This is a genomic window from Deinococcus sp. JMULE3 (assembly GCF_013337115.1).
GTDB lineage: Bacteria > Deinococcota > Deinococci > Deinococcales > Deinococcaceae > Deinococcus.
Genome location: NZ_SGWE01000004.1, coordinates 2,242,663 through 2,260,016, shown reverse-complemented (window position 1 = coordinate 2,260,016; position 17,354 = coordinate 2,242,663). Strand labels below are relative to the sequence as shown.

General features: G+C 69.6%; 19 protein-coding genes and 1 pseudogene. 13 read left to right on the top strand and 7 right to left on the bottom strand.

Annotated features, from left to right (window positions below):
- Window positions 1-203: 203 nt before the first annotated feature.
- The 5 genes from accB to EXW95_RS13810 all read left to right on the top strand — a co-directional run bounded on the left by accB (window position 204) and on the right by EXW95_RS13810 (window position 3,372).
- Complete coding sequence (accB, locus tag EXW95_RS13825) at window positions 204-749, top strand: acetyl-CoA carboxylase biotin carboxyl carrier protein (RefSeq protein WP_174367933.1); 546 nt, start codon at window positions 204-206, stop codon at window positions 747-749.
- 183 nt (window positions 750-932) lie between these two features.
- On the top strand, window positions 933-2,270 hold the full coding sequence (gene accC, locus EXW95_RS13820) for an acetyl-CoA carboxylase biotin carboxylase subunit (protein ID WP_174367932.1): 1,338 nt from the start codon (window positions 933-935) through the stop codon (window positions 2,268-2,270).
- 241 nt (window positions 2,271-2,511) lie between these two features.
- Window positions 2,512-2,892 carry a class I SAM-dependent methyltransferase gene (locus EXW95_RS20710; protein WP_371810071.1) on the top strand — a complete coding sequence of 127 codons (381 nt, stop codon included), beginning with the start codon at window positions 2,512-2,514 and terminating at the stop codon, window positions 2,890-2,892.
- Between the two features lie 14 nt (window positions 2,893-2,906).
- Window positions 2,907-3,032, top strand: a complete 126-nt coding sequence (locus EXW95_RS21075) for a hypothetical protein (RefSeq protein WP_256435014.1) — start codon at window positions 2,907-2,909, stop codon at window positions 3,030-3,032.
- A gap of 70 nt (window positions 3,033-3,102) precedes the next feature.
- Window positions 3,103-3,372 (top strand): hypothetical protein, encoded by a 270-nt coding sequence (locus tag EXW95_RS13810; protein ID WP_174367931.1) that lies wholly within the window; start codon window positions 3,103-3,105, stop codon window positions 3,370-3,372.
- A 57-nt stretch (window positions 3,373-3,429) separates the two neighbouring features.
- On the opposite strand, the gene acs is transcribed toward EXW95_RS13810, so the two are convergent.
- The gene (gene acs, locus EXW95_RS13805) at window positions 3,430-5,403 is read right to left on the bottom strand and encodes an acetate--CoA ligase (RefSeq protein ID WP_174367930.1); all 1,974 of its coding nucleotides are present in this window, start codon (window positions 5,401-5,403) and stop codon (window positions 3,430-3,432) included.
- Between the two features lie 202 nt (window positions 5,404-5,605).
- Here acs and EXW95_RS13800 point away from each other — a divergent pair, with 202 nt between their 5' ends.
- The 3 genes from EXW95_RS13800 (at window position 5,606) to EXW95_RS13790 (ending at window position 8,625) form a co-directional block, all read left to right on the top strand.
- Entirely contained in the window at window positions 5,606-6,220 is a 615-nt protein-coding gene (locus EXW95_RS13800) for an XRE family transcriptional regulator (protein ID WP_174367929.1), read from the top strand.
- Window positions 6,221-6,224: 4 nt separating this feature from the next.
- The gene (locus EXW95_RS13795) at window positions 6,225-6,743 is read left to right on the top strand and encodes an N-acetyltransferase (protein ID WP_174367928.1); all 519 of its coding nucleotides are present in this window, start codon (window positions 6,225-6,227) and stop codon (window positions 6,741-6,743) included.
- A gap of 70 nt (window positions 6,744-6,813) precedes the next feature.
- Complete coding sequence (locus EXW95_RS13790) at window positions 6,814-8,625, top strand: tetratricopeptide repeat protein (RefSeq protein WP_174367927.1); 1,812 nt, start codon at window positions 6,814-6,816, stop codon at window positions 8,623-8,625.
- Here the strand turns inward: EXW95_RS13790 and EXW95_RS13785 are convergent.
- The 3 genes from EXW95_RS13785 to EXW95_RS13775 all read right to left on the bottom strand — a co-directional run bounded on the left by EXW95_RS13785 (window position 8,622) and on the right by EXW95_RS13775 (window position 11,942).
- Complete coding sequence (locus tag EXW95_RS13785) at window positions 8,622-9,815, bottom strand: MFS transporter (protein WP_371810070.1); 1,194 nt, start codon at window positions 9,813-9,815, stop codon at window positions 8,622-8,624. The genes EXW95_RS13790 and EXW95_RS13785 overlap by 4 nt on opposite strands.
- 247 nt (window positions 9,816-10,062) lie before the next feature.
- Window positions 10,063-11,655, bottom strand: coding sequence for a cation acetate symporter (locus tag EXW95_RS13780; protein ID WP_174367925.1), 1,593 nt, complete (start codon window positions 11,653-11,655; stop codon window positions 10,063-10,065).
- Window positions 11,652-11,942, bottom strand: a complete 291-nt coding sequence (locus EXW95_RS13775) for a DUF485 domain-containing protein (protein ID WP_174367924.1) — start codon at window positions 11,940-11,942, stop codon at window positions 11,652-11,654. Before EXW95_RS13775 ends, EXW95_RS13780 begins: the two co-directional genes overlap by 4 nt.
- A gap of 349 nt (window positions 11,943-12,291) precedes the next feature.
- Between EXW95_RS13775 and moaA the strand changes: the two genes are divergently transcribed.
- From moaA to EXW95_RS13750, 5 genes and pseudogenes are all read left to right on the top strand, one after another.
- A complete protein-coding gene (gene moaA / locus EXW95_RS13770) occupies window positions 12,292-13,296 on the top strand; it encodes a GTP 3',8-cyclase MoaA (protein WP_174367923.1) in 1,005 nt (334 codons plus the stop codon).
- A 152-nt stretch (window positions 13,297-13,448) separates the two neighbouring features.
- Window positions 13,449-14,140, top strand: a pseudogene (locus tag EXW95_RS13765) (GntR family transcriptional regulator).
- Between the two features lie 542 nt (window positions 14,141-14,682).
- Window positions 14,683-14,883, top strand: a complete 201-nt coding sequence (locus EXW95_RS13760) for a hypothetical protein (RefSeq protein ID WP_174367922.1) — start codon at window positions 14,683-14,685, stop codon at window positions 14,881-14,883.
- On the top strand, window positions 14,880-15,281 hold the full coding sequence (locus tag EXW95_RS13755) for a hypothetical protein (RefSeq protein ID WP_174367921.1): 402 nt from the start codon (window positions 14,880-14,882) through the stop codon (window positions 15,279-15,281). Before EXW95_RS13760 ends, EXW95_RS13755 begins: the two co-directional genes overlap by 4 nt.
- Window positions 15,278-15,481, top strand: a complete 204-nt coding sequence (locus tag EXW95_RS13750) for a helix-turn-helix transcriptional regulator (protein ID WP_174367920.1) — start codon at window positions 15,278-15,280, stop codon at window positions 15,479-15,481. Before EXW95_RS13755 ends, EXW95_RS13750 begins: the two co-directional genes overlap by 4 nt.
- A gap of 59 nt (window positions 15,482-15,540) precedes the next feature.
- On the opposite strand, the gene rplT is transcribed toward EXW95_RS13750, so the two are convergent.
- The 3 genes from rplT to EXW95_RS21405 form a co-directional block, all read right to left on the bottom strand.
- Window positions 15,541-15,894: a 50S ribosomal protein L20 gene (gene rplT / locus EXW95_RS13745; RefSeq protein ID WP_174367919.1), complete on the bottom strand. Its 354-nt coding sequence runs from the start codon at window positions 15,892-15,894 to the stop codon at window positions 15,541-15,543.
- A gap of 5 nt (window positions 15,895-15,899) precedes the next feature.
- Window positions 15,900-16,100 carry a 50S ribosomal protein L35 gene (rpmI, locus tag EXW95_RS13740; RefSeq protein WP_046843284.1) on the bottom strand — a complete coding sequence of 67 codons (201 nt, stop codon included), beginning with the start codon at window positions 16,098-16,100 and terminating at the stop codon, window positions 15,900-15,902.
- A 154-nt stretch (window positions 16,101-16,254) separates the two neighbouring features.
- A complete protein-coding gene (locus EXW95_RS21405; protein WP_174367918.1) occupies window positions 16,255-17,061 on the bottom strand; it encodes a GNAT family N-acetyltransferase in 807 nt (268 codons plus the stop codon).
- Window positions 17,062-17,354: the final 293 nt, after the last annotated feature.

The following is a 17,354-nucleotide window of genomic DNA, read 5'->3' as shown; positions in this document are numbered from 1 at the left end:
CCCCGGTGGGCGGCGCACACGTTTTCCCTTGGACTGAGTTCAGTCCGCGCCCGGCGCCTGGGACCGTTCCCGCGTCACGATTGCCGCTAGACTGCGCATCAGCCAAACGAGCGTTAGGCTGCGGGGTGCATGCCCCTCTCACCCGGCACAGGGCATGATTGGAAGCAGCACCCGCAGAACACCAGCAACTTCAAGGAGGGGCCATGAACCCGAACGACCTGAAACAGATTCTCGATGCCCTCACGTACGCCGACGTGCGCGAATTCAGCCTGCGCACCGGCAGCTTCGACCTGAGCCTCAAGCGCGGCCCGCAGGCCTTCGCCGCGCCCGCTCCCATGCCCGCACCCGGCCCCGCCCCGGTCGCGGCCCCCATGCCCGCCCCCGCGTTCGCGCCCATGCCCGCGCCCGCCATGCCCGCCCCGCAGGTGCAGGCCAGCGCCCCCGCCGCGCCCGCGCAGGCTGCGGCTCCGGCCCCCACGCCCGCCGATGCCCCCGCCGAGAAACCCGCCAGCAAGGGCACGCCCGTCAAGGCGCCCATCGTCGGCACCTTCTACGCGTCCAGCAGCCCCGACGCCGCCCCCTACGTGAAGGTCGGCGACACCGTCGCGGCCGGGCAGGTGCTGTGCATCATCGAGGCGATGAAACTCATGAACGAGATCGAAGCCGAGCAGGGCGGCACCATTCGCGAGATCCTCGTGAAGAACGCCGAACCCGTCGAGTACGGCCAGACGCTGTTCATCATTGAGTAATTGCGGTGAGCCGGAGGTGAACCCGAGCGGACCTGCAAGGCTGCACCGCAGCGCGAGCAGCAACAGGTTCTGAGTCGCGCAGATGAAGGGGTGGGCCGGGCGACGTTCCCGGCACTCACCGCAAGTCGGAGCGGGTCAGAACTCAGCCGACCGAGGGTCGTCTCCCAGCCGCTGGAGGCATGCATGTTCAAGAAGATCCTGATCGCCAACCGTGGCGAGATTGCCCTGCGCGTCATCCGGACGGCGCGGGAGATGGGCGTGAAGACGGTCGTGGTGTACTCCACGGCGGACGAGAAGAGCCTGCCGGTGCTGCTGGCGGACGAGTCGGTGTGCGTGGGTCCGCCCGCCAGTAATCAGTCGTACCTGAACATTCCGAACATCCTCTCGGCGGCGCTCATGACGGGCGCGGAGGGGATTCACCCGGGGTACGGGTTCATGGCGGAGAACCCGGATTTCGCGGAGATGTGCCGTGAGCATGGCATCACGTTCATCGGGCCGACGCCCGAGAGCATGCGCGCCCTCGGATCCAAGGCCGGGGGCCGCGAGATCGCCGCGATGAGCAACGTGCCGGTCGTGCCGGGCACCGGCGTGCTGGATACCGTGGACGACGCGCTGCTGGCCGCCAAGCAGATCGGATACCCGGTGCTGCTGAAGGCCAGCGCGGGTGGCGGCGGGCGCGGGCAGAAGGTCATCCGCACGCAGGAGGAACTCGCCAAGGGCTTCGCGCAGGCGCAGGAGGAAGCGCGGCTGTACTTCGGTGATCCGGCGATCATCATGGAGAAGTTCCTGGAGGAATTCCGGCACGTCGAGGTGCAGGTCATGGGCGACGGGCAGGGCCACGTCATCCACATCGGCGAGCGTGACTGCTCCATCCAGCGGCGCAACCAGAAACTGATCGAGGAGGCGCCCAGCACCCTGCCGGACACGCTGCGCCAGGAGATCCTCGCGGCCGGCGTGCGCCTCGCGAAGCACGTGAACTACGCCGGGGCGGGCACGCTGGAATTCATCGTGGACCGCGACGGGAACTACTACTTCATGGAGATGAACACCCGTATCCAGGTGGAACACTGCGTCTCCGAGGAGATCTCCGGGCTGGACTTCGTGAAACTGCAGCTGGAGATCGCCGCCGGGTACGGCCTGAAGCTGCAGCAGGAGGACGTGGTGCTGCGCGGGCACGCCATCGAGTGCCGCCTGAACGCCGAGGATCCCGACAAGGACTTCCGCCCGGCCGCCGGGAAGATCGACGACGTGCACTTCGCGGGCGGTCCCGGCGTGCGCGTGGACAGCCACTGCTACACCGGTTACGTGATCCCCCCGCACTACGACAGCCTGATCGGCAAGCTGATCGTCCACCACGACACGCGCGAGCAGGCCATTGCCCGCATGAAGCGCGCGCTGGAAGAAACCGTCATCCAGGGCCCCAAGACCACCATTCCGCTGTACGTGAAGATCATGAACAACCCGTTCTACAAGCGCGGGGCGGTCATGACGAACTTCCTCAAAACTCGGATGGAAATGTAAGTACGTGCCGGATGATGCGCGCATCATCCCGAGCGGAGCGAGTGGGCCTGAACAGGCGACCGGCGAAGGTGCAGTGATGGCGGGTGACGTTCCCGCCGTCACTGCACCGGAGCCGGTTGCCGCGCCCATGGCGGATGAGCCGAGGCAGATGGCTGGGGAGTCCCCGGCGTCTGCCTCTGACCGTCTGTGGGCGCGTGACGCTCTGCTCTCGCGCCTGTCCGGGAAATCCTGGCCGGAGGGTGTGCTGCTGGACGCACTGAACCTCTCCCCTGCCCTGGACGTGCTGGATGTCGGGGCGGGGGACGGTCGGCTGGTGCGTGAACTGGCGCGGCGGGGGCACGCGGGCCGGGTGGTGGGGGTCGATCCCACGCCGGGACCGGGCGTGCAGCCCGTGTCGGCGGAGGCGTTGTCGTTCCCGGACGCGAGCTTCGACGTGGTGCTGTTCGCGCGGGTCTGGCGCACCTGCCCCATCCGGCGCGGGCGCTGGCGGAGGCGCGGCGTGTCCTGCGGCCCGGCGGGGTGGTGTGGGGGGCGGCGCATGGTCCGGCGCACCTGCGCGCCACCTGGGCGGCGCTGGGCCATCCCCTCGCACCGGGGGACGCGCCCCCGGAATCCGCGGTGATCCTCACCTGCCCGGTGACGGTGACCGCTGACGACGCCCGGTTCCTGCTGGGCACGTACGGGAGAGAGGCGGAGGTTTCCCCCCACCTCTTCCCCGTTCAGGACGCCACGCAGCTGCTGGTGTGGTCCCCGAACCCGTGATGTCAGGTGGCCAGTCGGTTGCGCCACGCGGCCAGTTCCGCCCCGGAGCGGCGGGGCGCATGCTGCGGGCATGCTTCCTGCCGACCTGCATCAGGCGCTGCGGCCCCTGCTTCCGGAACTTCAGACCCAGCTGCTCGGGGAGTGCCACCCGGACCCGTTGCGGCAGCTGGACATTCAGGTGTCCGCGAAACCCAGCGGGATCGTCACGTTGACGGTGCGGGCCGCGCATGACGGGGTGCGCTGGGGCCGCACGGCCAGCGTGGACCTGCACCCGCTGTGGTGCGGGGATCACCTGGAATTGCGGGCGGACGCGCCGGAGTACGCGATCAGCGCCTCGTGACTTCAACAGCGGGCCGCGACACCCCAGCCCTGGCGGTGTCGCGGCACCTGGCCTGCTTTACACGGGCTCTGTGGCGGCGATGCGGTCGAGCACGCCGGGATCTTCGAGGGTGCTGGTGTCGCCCTGGATGTCTTTTCCGGCGGCGATCTGCCTGAGGAAGCGGCGCATGATCTTGCCGCTGCGGGTCTTGGGCAGGGCGTCGGCGACGTAGATGGCGTCGGGCCGGGCGAGTGCGCCGATCTCGCGGCTGACGTGGGCGCGCAGTTCTTTCGGGTCGACCGCGTAGCCGCTCTGGGGGAGCACGAACGCGACGACGCATTCGCCTTTCACGTCGTCGGGTCTGCCGACCACGGCGGCTTCGGCGACGCTGGGGTGGGCGACGAGGGCGGATTCGATCTCCATGGTGCCCAGGCGGTGGCCGCTGACGTTCAGGACGTCGTCCACGCGGCCGATGACGGTGACGTACCCGTCGGCGTCGCGGCGGGCGCCGTCCCCGGCGAAGTACACGCCGTCGATCTCGCCCCAGTAGGTTTTGCGGTAGCGCTCGTCGTCGCCGTACACGGTGCGGAGCATGCTGGGCCAGGGGCGTTTGAGGACCAGCAGGCCGCCGTCGTCGGGGCCGAGTTCCTCGCCGCTGCGGGTCATGATGGCGGGCTCCACGCCGAACATGGGGAGGCCCGCGCTGCCGGGTTTGCTGGCGTGCGCGCCGGGCAGGGTGGTGAGCATGATCGAGCCGGTCTCGGTCTGCCACCAGGTGTCCACGACGGGGCAGCGTTCGCCGCCGATGGTGCGCCAGTACCACATCCACGCTTCGGGGTTGATGGGTTCCCCGACCGAGCCGAGCAGGCGCAGGCTGCCCAGGTCGTACGCGGCGGGGATGGCGTCGCCCTGACGCATGAAGGAGCGGATGGCGGTGGGCGCGGTGTACAGGATCGTGACGCGGTGCTTCTGGATCAGGTGCCAGAAGCGGCCCCAGTCGGGGTGGTTGGGCGCGCCCTCGTACATGAGGATGGTCGCGCCGTTCAGCAGGGGACCATACACGCTGTAGGAGTGGCCGGTGATCCAGCCGACGTCGGCGGTGCACCAGTAGATGTCGTCGTCCCGCAGGTCGAACACAGTCTGGGTGGTGAGGTACGTGCCGATCATGTACCCGCCGGTGGTGTGCTGCACGCCCTTGGGTTTGCCGGTGCTGCCGGAGGTGTACAGCACAAACAGCGGGTGTTCGCTGTCCACGGCCAGCGCGTCGTGGTCGTCACTGGCGGCGTTCAGGGCGTCGTGCCACCAGACGTCGCGGCCCTCCTGCATGGGCGCGTCGCAGTCGGCGCGGCATACGACGAGGATCTTCTCCAGGCTGGGGGTGAGTTTCGCGGCCTCGTCGGCGTTCGCCTTGAGGTTCACCAGGGAGCCGCGCCGCTGCCCGGCGTCGGCGGTGATCAGCACCCTGCTTCGGGCGTCGTTGATGCGGTCGGCCAGCGCGCTGACGGAGAACCCGCCGAACACGACGGAGTGCGCGGCCCCGATGCGGGCGCAGGCGAGCATGGCGATGGCGGCCTCGGGCGTCAGGGGCAGGTACAGGGTCACGCGGTCGCCGGACTGCACGCCCAGGGCAGTCAGGGCATTGGCGGCCTTCTTCACCTCGCGCAGGAGTTCGGCGTAGCTGTAGGTGCGGACCTCGCCGTCCTCGCCCTCCCAGATGATCGCGGTCTTGCTGCCCAGGCCGCGGGCGACGTTGCGGTCCAGGGCGTTGAACGCGATGTTCGTCTGCCCGCCCACGAACCACTGCGCGTGCGGCGGCTGCCAGTCGAGCACCTGCGTCCAGGGTTTGAACCAGTGGAGTTCCCCGGCGACCTCCGACCAGAAGGTGTCGGGGTCGTCGAGGCTCTGGCGGTAGCGGCGCTCGTAGTCCTCGCGGGTCACGCGGGCGCGGGCGCGGAAGTCGGCGCCCGGTTCGATCACGCGGGTCTCGTGCAGCATCGCGTCGATGTGATCGCTGGCGGGGTGGTCGCTGGCAGGGGTGGGGGTCTGGGTCATGGGACACCTCCGGGTGGGTGGGGTGGGAGCCGCCGTCGGGGCGACGGGCGCGGGGCTGGGCTGTGTGTTGTGCCCACTGTACTCGCGTGAAGGTGGGATTCCGGGTGGGTTGCCCGCGCGGGTACCGCGGCGGTACTGGACCCGGTGCAAGCGGTCAGCTTCGGTCTTGACACGGGAACACCGTGTTGCGGAAAATCAACTTATGTCTACGATCAGCAACAGCGGTGGAGACGCGACTGAGCAGGCCGCGCAGCGACTGGCGCAGCAGATCACAGCCGAGCGGGAGGCGCGCGGCTGGACGCAGGCGACCCTGGCGGGCCGGGCCGGGGTGTCGAAGGCCGCCGTGAGCCGCATCGAGCGCGGCGAGATGAGCCCCACCGCCGTCACGCTGCTGCGCCTCGCCGGGGCGTTCGACCTGACCCTGGCGGGCCTGCTCCTGCGCGCCGAGGGTGGTGGTGGTGGGGGGCGCGAGCACGAGCGCCTGTCACGCGCCGCGCAGCAGCCCGAGTGGCGTGACCCCGCGACCGGGTACACCCGCCGCCAGCTGTTCGCCACACCCGCGCACCCGCTGGAGGCCGTGCAGGTCACCCTCCCGGCCGGGGCGAGCGTCACGCTGCCCGCCAGTTCGTACGCGCACATCCAGCAGGTGGTGTGGGTGCAGTCGGGTGAACTGCGCCTGACCGAGCACCGCGCGCCCGACCTGACCTGGATGTTGGCGGCGGGCGACAGCCTGGGCTTCGGGACGCCCTGCGACGTGACCTTCGAGAATCCTGGCACTCAGCCCTGCACGTACGCCGTCTTTCTCGCCCGGAGGTAACCCCATGACCGACACCGTCCGTATCGAGCCGCTGAGCGCCACTCCCGAAACCCTGGACGCCCTGAGCGACCTGCTGATCGCCACCGTCGCCGCCGGGGGCTCCGTGAGCTTCATGCACCCCCTGGCCCCCGCGCAGGCCCGCGCGTTCTGGGAGGGTTCGCTGACGGCCGCCGCGCGTGGCGAACGCGTCGTGCTGGGCGCGTGGCAGGGCGCGAGGCTCCTGTCCACCGTCACGCTGATCCTCGACTGCCCGCCCAACCAGCCGCACCGCGCCGAGATCGCCAAGATGATGACCGCCCCGGACGCGCGCGGGCGCGGACTGGCCCTGACGCTGCTGCGCGAGGCCGAGGCCCTGGCCCGCGCGCACGGCCGCACGCTGCTCGTGCTGGACACCGCCAGCGAGGGCGGCGCGTCGGGCCTGTACGAACGCGCCGGGTACGTGTTCGCCGGGGAAATCCCCGATTACGCCCTGAAACCCCACGGGGGCCTGACCGGCACGCGCCTGTACTACCGGCGGCTCTGATCCGCTCCCCCCTCCCCCCCCGGTGCGCGCGGGGGCTGCCCCCTTCCCGCGCGGCCTGAAGGCACGTACTGTGGGTCATGTCCCGCACCCGCCGCGCCTGGACGTCCTGATGGACCTCCCCGCCCACCTGCACCCCTTCGAGGCGCTGCTTCCCCAGGAGCACAGCCCCGCGCGGGTCGACGCGCTGCTGGAACTGTCCGCGCACCCTCACCCGCTGCTGGAACAGGTGGCGCTGGCCGAGCAGGCCCGCGCGCTGGCCGCCAGCCTGAACGACCCCGCCCGCACCGCGCGGGCTGAACTGCGACTGGGTCACCTGCTGAGCGGTCCGGAGGGACTGGCGCAGGTCCGGTCCGCCGCGCGACGCTTCGAGCAGCTGCGGGACGTGGATCAGGAACTCGCGTGCGCGCTGCGCGAGGCGGCGCTGCTGGACGACCCGCACGCGCAGCTTGGGGCGCTGCTGCGCGCCGCCGAACTGGCCGAAGAGGCCGGGCAGGCCCTGACCGAACTGGACGTGCAGGTGCGGCTGGGTGAACACCTGCGGGCGCTGGGGCGTGCCGGGCGGGCCGCCGGGGCGTTCACGCGCGCCGCCGAACTAGCCGAAGCGCACGACGCGCGGGTACAGGCGACCGGGGCGCTGCTGGGCCTGGGGGAACTGCACCTGGACGACGGGCATCCGCAGGCGGCGCTGGAGCCGCTGCGCGCGGCGGGGCACCTGACGCGCGGCGAGGGCACCGCCGGGCAGGCCCGCGCGCTGGGCGGCCTGGGCCGCGCGCACGCCGCGCAGGGTGACCCGGAGCGGGCGGCGCGTTTCCTGGACGCGGCGCTGCCCCTGGCCGAACGCCTCGGCGAGCCCGCGCTGCACGCGACGCTGCTGGACGCCCGCGCCGGGGTGCACGGCGCGCAGGGCCAGCCGCAGGAGGCGCACGCGCTGCTGCGCCGCAGCCTCGCCCTGACCGAGCAGTCGCGGCCGGACGAGCACGGGCGGACGCTGCTGGCCCTGGCCGCGCACCTCGCTGGACAGGGCGACACTGGACAGGATCAAACCGCGCAGGCGCGGGACACGCTGGGCTGGGCGCTGCGGTACGGCCTGGAACACGACCGGCCCGGCCTGATCGCCGGGGCGCACCTGGCGCTGGCCGATCTGGCCGAGACGCAGCAGGACATGGCCGAGGCGGCGGCGCAGTTGCGCGCCTGGGCAGCCAGCCTGGACGGACAGCGCCGCCGGGACGCCGACCGCGAGGCGCAGGTGCAGGCGGCCGCGCACGCGGCACGCGAGGCCCTGGCGTGCCGCGCGGCGCGGCGCGAGACGCTGCACCTGATCGAGGGCAGCGTGCAGGACGCCAGCACCCGGCTGGCCGCCATGCAGGTCATGCTGGAACGCTGGCGCAGCACGTCCATGCTGGACACGGAAAGCGGCGCGCACTCGCGACCCTTCGGGCTGGAGGTCCTGGCGCTGCATTTCAACCGCTGCGTGCGCCTGCGCGCCCCGCTGACCCTGGCGATCGTGGGCGTGGAGGTGCAGGCGCCGCCCACCGACGGCCCGGCGGACCTGTTCACCAGCAACGTCCTGAGTGCCGTGGCCCGCGTGCTGGAGGGACAGGTGCGGACCATGGACACCGTGGCGCGCTTCGACCGGTTCAAGTTCATGGTGATCTTCCCCGAGACGCTGCCCGACGCGGCCACGCACCCGCTGGAACGCGTGATTGACGCCGTTCAGGGCTACGACTGGGGCGTGCCGGGCATGCAGGACGCGGTCAGCGTGGCGGTGGGCGTGGTGGGGCGCGGGTTCGTGCAGGGCGTGAACCTGCTCGTGGACGCGGCGGACGCCGAGCAGTACCGCGCGCGGCGGCAGGGGCCGAACACCCTGAGTGTCGCCCGTTAGCCCGCCGGGTCGTTCCGCGCCAGCCGCGCCCTGACGCGCCCTTCGAGGGCCAGCAGCAGCAGCGCGGCCAGGAGCGCCAGTGCGGCGATCACGATCCACATGCGCCCCGCGCCGAGCGTCTGCAGGAGCGCGCCGCCCAGCAGCGGGGCCAGCAGGGTCGCCAGGCCTGCCATGCTGCCCACCAGTCCGATGTACGTGCCGCGCTGAGCGGGCGGGCCCAGTTCGCTGATGATGGTCTTGCTGATGCCGTACGCGATGATCTCCCCCACCGTCCACACCGCCACGGCCAGCATGTGCGCCCACAGCGTGTGCGCCAGGGCGTGCCCCAGGAAGCCCGCACCCAGCAGCGCGGCGCCCAGCGCCTGCCAGCGCGGGTGACCGCTGCGGGCGATCAGGTGCCCCAGCGGCAGGCCCAGCAGCACGACCAGGCCGCCGTTCACGGCGAGCACCTGCCCGTACTGGGCGGCGCTGTAGCCCTGCTGCGCGAACACGACGGCCAGCAGTTTGTAACTCTGGTACGTCAGGCCGAACAGCAGGGACGCGAGGCAGAACTGCCACAGCAGTGCGTCGCGGGGCAGCAGGCGGCGGGTGCGGGCGTCGCCCTTCGGCGCGGCGCGGGGAGCGCGCGGGTACAGCAGCGTCAGCAGCAGCGCGAACGCGGCCATGGTCGCGGCGTCCAGCCAGAACAGCAGTCGCAGGGATCGCCCGGCCAGCCAGCCGCCCAGCAGGGGCGCGGTGGCCGCGCCGACGTTGATCGCCCAGTACAGCAGGTTGTACGCGCGGGTCCGCTGCGGGCCCTGCGTGAGTTCCGCGACGGCGGTGCTCGCGGCGGGCTTGAACAGCGCGGACAGCAGCGAGAAGCCCAGCACGCCCGCCGCCGTCCACCAGAAGCCCTGCGCGAACGACAGCGCCAGGATCATGACCGCCCCGCCGGTCAGCGCGAGGATCATCGTGAAGGCCGGGCCGCGCCGGTCGGTCAGCGGCCCGCTGAGGCCCTCGGACACGAACCGGCCCAGGCCCAGCATCGCCAGGATCACGCTGACCTGCGTCACGCCCAGGTGCGCGTGCGCGGTCAGGTAGAAGCCCAGCAGCGGCACCACGAACTCACCCAGGCGGTTGATCAGGGTGCCCCACCACAGCACCCAGAACCCGCTCGGGTAAGCGGAAGCGGCGCGGGCCAGGGCAGTCACGCGCGCCATGGTAGGGCCTGTCCCGCGCGGGCGCATCTGCACAACAGCGCATCCATGCCAGCAGAGGGGGCCCGCACGTCACGCAGCGTGCGGGCCCCCTCCCATGCTGGGTTCATACGGATTCCGTTTGTTTCGTTGACAGATCGGAACACCGCCGATCCGTCCACTCCACGTCCGGAACCCGTTCCTCTCCTTCTCGCTCCACTCGGATTGAACGGCTGTGTCAGCCATTCAATCGGAGTCCATATCAGTCGTGTGCGGCGACGGTGCCGTCCACCCCGGCGCCGGTGTAGGCGCGGAACTGCATGTCCTCGAAGACGCGGTCGTCTTCGGGGGTGTGGCGGCGGGCGCCGATCAGGGTGCCCAGGTACGCGAACAGGAAGCCCATGGGGATGCTGATCAGGCCGGGGTTCTCCAGCGGGAAGATCGCGTTCGCCTGGATCAGGTGGCGGCCGGTGGTCAGGGTGTCCGGGTCGATCTTCATGATGTTGGGGCTGATGGCGATGAGCAGCAGCGTGAACAGGATGCCGCCCACGATGCCCCACATGGCGCCGGTGGCGTTGAACTTGCGCCAGAACAGCGTGAACAGGATGACCGGTAGGTTGGCACTGGCGGCCAGCGCGAAGGCCAGCGCGACCAGGAACGCGACGTTCTGGGTTTTGGCGGCCAGGCCCAGCAGGATCGCGGCGACGCCCACGGCGACGGTGGCGAGGCGGGCGACGCGGAACTGGTCCTTCTCGCTGGCCTGTCCGCCTTTCAGGACGCCGTTGTAGATGTCGTGCGTGAAGCTCGTGGACGCGCTGATGGTCAGGCCCGCGACGACCGCGAGGATGGTGGCGAAGGCGACGGCGGTCACGAACGCCAGGCCGAACTCGCCGCCCAGGGTGCCCGCCCCACCGAAGAGGTTCTCGGCGAGCAGCGGCGCGGCCATGTTCCCGGCCTTGTTCGCGGCCTCGATGGCGCCTTTGCCGAGCAGGGCGTTGGCGGCGTTGCCCATGAAGGCGGTCATGACGTAGAACGCGCCGATCAGGACCATGGCCCACACGACGCTCTTGCGGGCGTCCTGCGCGGTGGGGACGGTGAAGAAGCGCACGAGGATGTGGGGCAGGCCGGCGGTGCCGAGCACCAGCGCGAGGCACAGGCTGATCAGGTCGATGGGGTTCTTGTATTTCACGCCCGCACCGAGGAATTCCGCGCCGTTCTTGGCTTCCACCTGTCCCAGCAGGCTCGAGAAACTCCAGCCGAAGCGGCTGAGGATCAGGACGGTCATGACGATGGTGGCGAACATCAGCAGCATGGCCTTGATGATCTGCACCCAGGTGGTGGCCAGCATGCCGCCCACGACGACGTAGATGATCATCAGTACGCCGACGAGCGGAATGGCGAGGTCGGCGCTGATCGCGCCCCGGGAGAGCAGGCTGATCAGGCTTCCGGCGCCGACGACCTGCGCGATCATGTAGAAGGTGCTGATCACGATGGTGCTGACGGCGGCGTAGGTGCGCACGCGGGGGTCTTTCAGGCGGTAGACCAGCATGTCGGCCAGGGTGTACTTGCCGAGGTTGCGCAGCGGTTCGGCGACGATGAACAGCACGGTCAGGTACGCGATGAACCACCCGACGGAGTACATGAAGCCGTCGTAGCCGTTCAGGGCGATCAGGCCGGTGATGCCCAGGAAGCTGGCGGCGCTCATGTAGTCCCCGGCGATGGCGATGCCGTTCTGGGTGGCGCTGATGCGGCCCCCGGCGACGTAGAAGTCCCCGGCACTGGTGTTGCGTTTGCTGGCCCAGAAGGTGACGCCCAGCGTGACGGCGACGATGATCGCGGCGAGCAGGAAGGTCACGCGCGGGCCTCCTGGGCCAGCCGGTCGAAGGTGCGGGCCTTGACGACGTAGATGTACGCCATGACCCAGCCCATGATGAATTCCGCGAAGGCCAGGACGTACCCGAAGGTGACGTTCCCGAGGACCTTCTGCGCCATCAGGGGCTTGTTGTACCCGGCCAGGACGGGCAGCAGGAAGTACAGCACCAGGAACGTGACGGTCATGGTGAGGGTGAAGGCGTTGCGCTGCGCGACCAGTTGCTGGTACGCGGCGTTGCGTGGGGCGGGCGTGGCGCTGGTTACCGTCATGACGACCTCCGGGGGACGTGTGAAGCGGTGGGCAGACGAGCGACGTTCGAGCTGGTTGTGGCTGGTACGGTCAGCGTACGCCCCCGCTGGGGGCCCTGCAAGCGGATTCATATGGACTCCGGTTGAAAGGTTTGCAAAAACTTTCAACCCGAGCGGAGCGAGCAGGAGCGAAACGGGTTCCGGGCGTGGAGTTGGCAACCCGGTGGTGTCCCGGGTTGTCAACGAAACAGACGGAATCCGTATCAGGCAGGGGCCGTGACCGGGTGCGGAACAACCTTTTTCCAACCGGCACGCGGATTGCGAGTCGACCCGCCAAGTTCCCACCCGGCGCCCGCTATCCTGCGGGGTAATGCTCGACCTGCTGGGAAGGCCCCTGCGCGACCTGCGCATCAGCGTCACGGACCGCTGCAACCTGCGCTGCACGTACTGCATGCCCGCCGAGGTGTTCGGCCCGGAGTACGCCTTCCTGCCGCGCGCGGAACTGCTGAGTTTCGAGGAGATCGAGCGGCTGGCCCGCGCGTTCGTGTCGCTGGGGGTGCGGAAGCTGCGGATCACGGGCGGCGAGCCGACCCTGCGGCGGGACCTGCCCACCCTGATCGCGGCGCTGGCGGCCATTCCGGACGTGGAGGACGTGGCGATGACCACGAACGGGCTGCTGCTGCCGCGCGTGGCGGCGGACCTGCGGGCGGCGGGATTGAAGCGGGTGACGGTCAGCATCGACAGCCTGGACCCGGAGGTCTTCGGGCGCATGAACGGCCTGGGGACTCATCCGCAGAAGGTCATGGACGGGATCGAGGCGGCGCTGAGTGCCGGGCTGGGCGTGAAGGTGAACACGGTGGTGCAGCGTGGCGTGAACGACGCGGGCCTGCGCGAGCTGTGGCTGGCGCTGCGTGAGCTGGCCCCGGTGCGGTTCATCGAGTTCATGGACGTGGGGAATCACAACGGCTGGAATCTGGACAGTGTGGTGCCCAGCCGGGAGGTGCTGGCCCGGCTGGGGGGCGAGGACGGGGCCGGTCACTTCCGGCCGGTGCGCGCGGACTACCGGGGTGAGGTGGCGTCGCGGTACGCGGACCCGGTGGGGCGTGAGGTGGGGCTGATCAGTTCGGTGACGGCGCCGTTCTGCGGGGACTGCTCGCGGGCGCGGATCTCGGCGGTGGGGGTGCTGTACACCTGTCTGTTCGCGTCGGGCGGCACGGATCTGCGTGCGGCGCTGCGGGGGGGCGCGTCGGACGGGGCGCTGCGGGAGCTGATCGCGGGCGTGTGGGCGGGCCGGGGGGACCGGTACAGTGAGGAGCGGGGCGAGGCGACGGCGGCCCTGCGCCCGAAGGTGGAGATGTCGCATATCGGGGGCTGATGACCTGTCGTTTGACAGGTCGCGGGGGCGTCTGGTTTGCCTAACGCTCGTTGTCTCGGGGGGCGTGACAGCTAGACAAGCTTGTGTACCCTGTACACTAAACTTAAGATGAAAGCAGGCACCGCCCGCCAGCGGACTGCCCGGAGGGATGCATGGCGAAGTACCCGCTCATCAAGACGACCCTGAAAGACCGCCTGCTCGGCGGCCACTACGCCGAGGGGCTCCCCTGCCCAGCGAACCGCAGCTCGCCCGTGAATTCGAAGTCTCCCGCATGACCGCCCGCCGCGCCATCGACGAACTGGAACGCGAAGGCTACGTCTACCGCGTCCAGGGCGCCGGCACCTTCCCCACCGGCAAACGCTTCCGGCAGGGCATGTTCCGCGTCCGGCCCTTCAAGGAATGGGCCCGCCACCCCGACCACCGCACCACGGTCCTGCGCGCCATGCAGATCGAGGCCACTCCCGAGATCGCCATCGTGCTGCAGATCCAGCCCGGCGACCCCGTCATCTTCGTGCACCGCCTGCGCACTGCCGGGGACGAAGCCCTGGTCATCGAGAAGCGCTACATCAACGGCAGCCTCGTCCCGAACCTGCTGGACCACAACCTGGGCGCCGAGAGCATCCACGAGATCATGATCAGCCTGGGCGTGCCCCTGCAGCGCGTCGAGCAGAACCTCGAAGCCGTCAACCTCCGCCAGGAGGAAGCCGACCTGCTGCGCGTGCCGCTGGGCACCGCCGCGTTCCTGCTGCGCCGCACCACCTACAGCGGCCAGAAACGCGCCAGTTACGTGAACTACTGGGTGCGTGGCGACCGCTACGCCTTCCAGGACACCTTCGAACCGTAAAACGCAGGCAGGGACGTCGCGGCGGGCCGCGGGGAATTTACCCCCGGCCCGCCGCCGTTATGGCAGTGCCGGAGACTCCTTACAGCGGTTTTCAGAGGCGTTGAGGGATTTCCTCAACGCCTCTGAAACGAGCGGAGCGAGCAGCCGTGAACGACAGCGGTTGGAAGTGGAGCCCAGGGGCGTGCCGTTGGCCCTGCAATGGAACTGGAAACCGCTGTTACACGGACTCCGATTGAATGGGCCGTCAAGCCCGCTGGGTCCGAGCGGATGCCAAACGGGTTCCGGACGTGAAGCTGGCAATCCGGTGAAGTTCCGAATTGTCGGCGAAACAAAGGGAGTCCGTATGACTTCGTGAACGGTCTTGGCCTGCCGTGCCAGCAGATGCGAGAGCGAATTTCGGTCGTAGCGTTGGCAGTCGGGTGTCCTTCCGGGTTGTCACCGAAACCAACAGAACAGCGATAAGACAAGCCTGCTTGACATCGGGTCAGGCATCCTTTACTCTTATGTCAAGCAAGCTTGACCCAAAGACAAGGAGAGATGACATGAAGAACCTGACCCCTGCAACCCGCCAGCTCCTGACCCTCGTCGCCGTCTCATGCGCGCCCCTGTTCCTGATGGGCCAGGCCAGCAGTCACCCTAATGCCGGAACCGTCACTCACCTCGCCTACTGGCTGACCGTCACCACCGCCACCGTTCTGCTCGTCATCGCCGCCCGCAACGTCGCCCGAGACCTGCGCCAGTGACCCGCGCCCGCCGCCACGCTCGGCACCAGACCCTGCTGGCCACCCTGACCGGCGCGTGCGCCCTGGGCATCCTGGCAGCCCTCATGCTGGGCCCACGCGGACAGGTCAATCTGACCGCCACCGCCCTGCTGGCCGCTATTCCACTCCTGGACGCCGCACGCCTCACCTTCCACTACCGCGACAGCGACGAGTACGGCCGACATGTCCTGCTGATCGCTGCCGCCGTGGCCCTGGGTGTCACGCTGACCGCCCTGACCCTGACCGCCCTGATCAGCGCCTCCAGCCCCCACGAAACCGTCCCAGCCATCGCTCTCCTCAGCCTCTCATACCTGGGCTGGCTGACCCTGGCTGGCACGCACGCCCTCCTGACACGCCGAGACACGCAGGAACCGGAATGAACAACCGGCTGAAAGTCCTGCGGGCCGAACGCAACATGACCCAGGGCGCCCTGGCCGAGGCGCTGGACGTGTCCCGCCAGACCATCAACGCCCTGGAAACCGGTAAGTACGACCCCAGCCTGCCCCTGGCCTTCAAACTCGCCCGGCTGTTCGGCGTCCCCATCGAGGACATCTTTCAGGATGAACAGGGACAACCCTGAAGCAGACGAACGCCGCCGCCCCCGTTTCCGGAAGGGCGGCGGCGTTCTTGTCAGCCGTTTTACTTGCTGTTCTTGGCGGCGTCCACGAGGGCCTTGAAGGCCTCGGGTTCGCGGGCGGCGATGTCGGCCAGGACCTTGCGGTTCAGGTCGATGTTCGCCTTCTTCAGGCCACCGATGAAGGTGCTGTAGTTCATGCCGTGCAGGCGGGCGCCGGCGTTGATACGCTGGATCCACAGGCGGCGGAAGTCACGCTTCTTGTTGCGGCGGTCGCGGTACTCGTAGGTCGCGGCGTTCAGCAGGGTCTGGAACGCGTTGCGGTACTGCTTGCTGCGGGAGCCCCAGAAGCCCTTGGCGCGCTTCAGGACCTTCTTGTGACGGCGGCGACGGATGATACCGGTTTTGGCGCGAGGCATCTACTTCACTTCCCCTTCGGCAGCATGAGTTTCATGCGGGCCCATTCACTCTTGGCGAGGACGAAGCCCTTGCCTTTGCCGCGGATTTCGTTGCCGCTCTTGCCGGTGTTCTGGTGGCGCTTGCCACTCTTGAACGCCATGACCTTGCCGGTCCCGGTGATCTTCACCCGGCGGCTGGCCGCTTTCAGTGTCTTCATCTTGGGCATGTGAGTGCCTCCTTCGTAGTCCGGTCGCTCGTCTGGGACGGCTTCCGTCTGGGGTTCGGGCCGCCTGGGCGGGCGCGTACGCGCCGCTGATGGCTGTTGGTCGCCCTGCCCCGCTTGACCAAGAGAGAATTCTACGCGAGTCCGTATGGGGTGGTCAAGGCGCAGGGACGGCAGGGGCGCGGAAGTCCAGCTGCGTGGACACCAGCCGCGCCCCGTGCCGCTCGAACAGGCGGCGCATGGGGTGATTGTCTGCCTCCGTGCCGCCCACGTGCGTCCCGAAGGTCTGCGCGGCCAGATGCAGCAGGTGCGCGTGCAGCCGAGCCCCGAAGCCCTGGCCGCGCCGCTGGGGCAGGACACCGATCAGGTCGATCCCGGCCGTGTCGGGCCGACCGCTGGCCCCCAGGGCCGCCAGGGCCACCACCTCGCCCGCGTGGGTCAGGGCGTACAGCGTCCAGTCCTCGCCCGGCGTCCAGGCCTCGCGGCCCAGCGCCGTCATGGCCTCTGCCACGCCGGGATCATGCACGGTCACGGGCTGAACGTGCGGGTCGGCCGGGTACGACCGGGCGCGGAGGTCGGCCCTCTCATACACGACGTTCGCCTCCTGAAAGGCCCACCCGGCGGTCTCGGCCTCCTCGCGGCGCAGCGGCGCCTGGGTGGACACGAGGATCAGGCGCGGGCCCGCCGCGCGCAGTTCACGCAGGAAGGCGGTCAGCGCCTCGGCGGGGACGTCCTCGCGCAGCCGCGGGAGCAGCGGAATCTGTGGGCTGGCGGGACGCAGGCAGACGCCCTCCACCCCGCGGGGCGAACGCAGAATGAGGAACTGCTCGGGGCGCAGCGCTCCGGCCTCGACCCGCGAGAGGGTGAAGGTCAGGCGCCGCTCCGCCTCGGCGGAATCGGGAATCAGGGCGACGACATCGGCCAGCGTGTCGTGCGTGGCCGCTTCAAGGGTGTAGGTGTTCACGTGGGGAACCTCGGCTTGGGCCGGGGCGTCCGCCGGAAGTGGTCAGGCGTGGGCCCCGGTGGGAACGATCGGCGCAGCAGTTAGGATTCGGCTCATGGGACCTCCGGGGTACAACTGGAATACGGCACGCTAGCACCCCCACGCCAGCCGGGATGCCGCAGATGCGCCGGACCGGAACGTGAAGCGCAGGAAGCGTGCCGCCCAGGGGAAGGTCCCCACGGGCGGCACGCTTCGAATCTCCGGTGTGCTCACAACGGTGTTCAGTTCCGTTGAGGGGCCAAGGGCACGCCCCT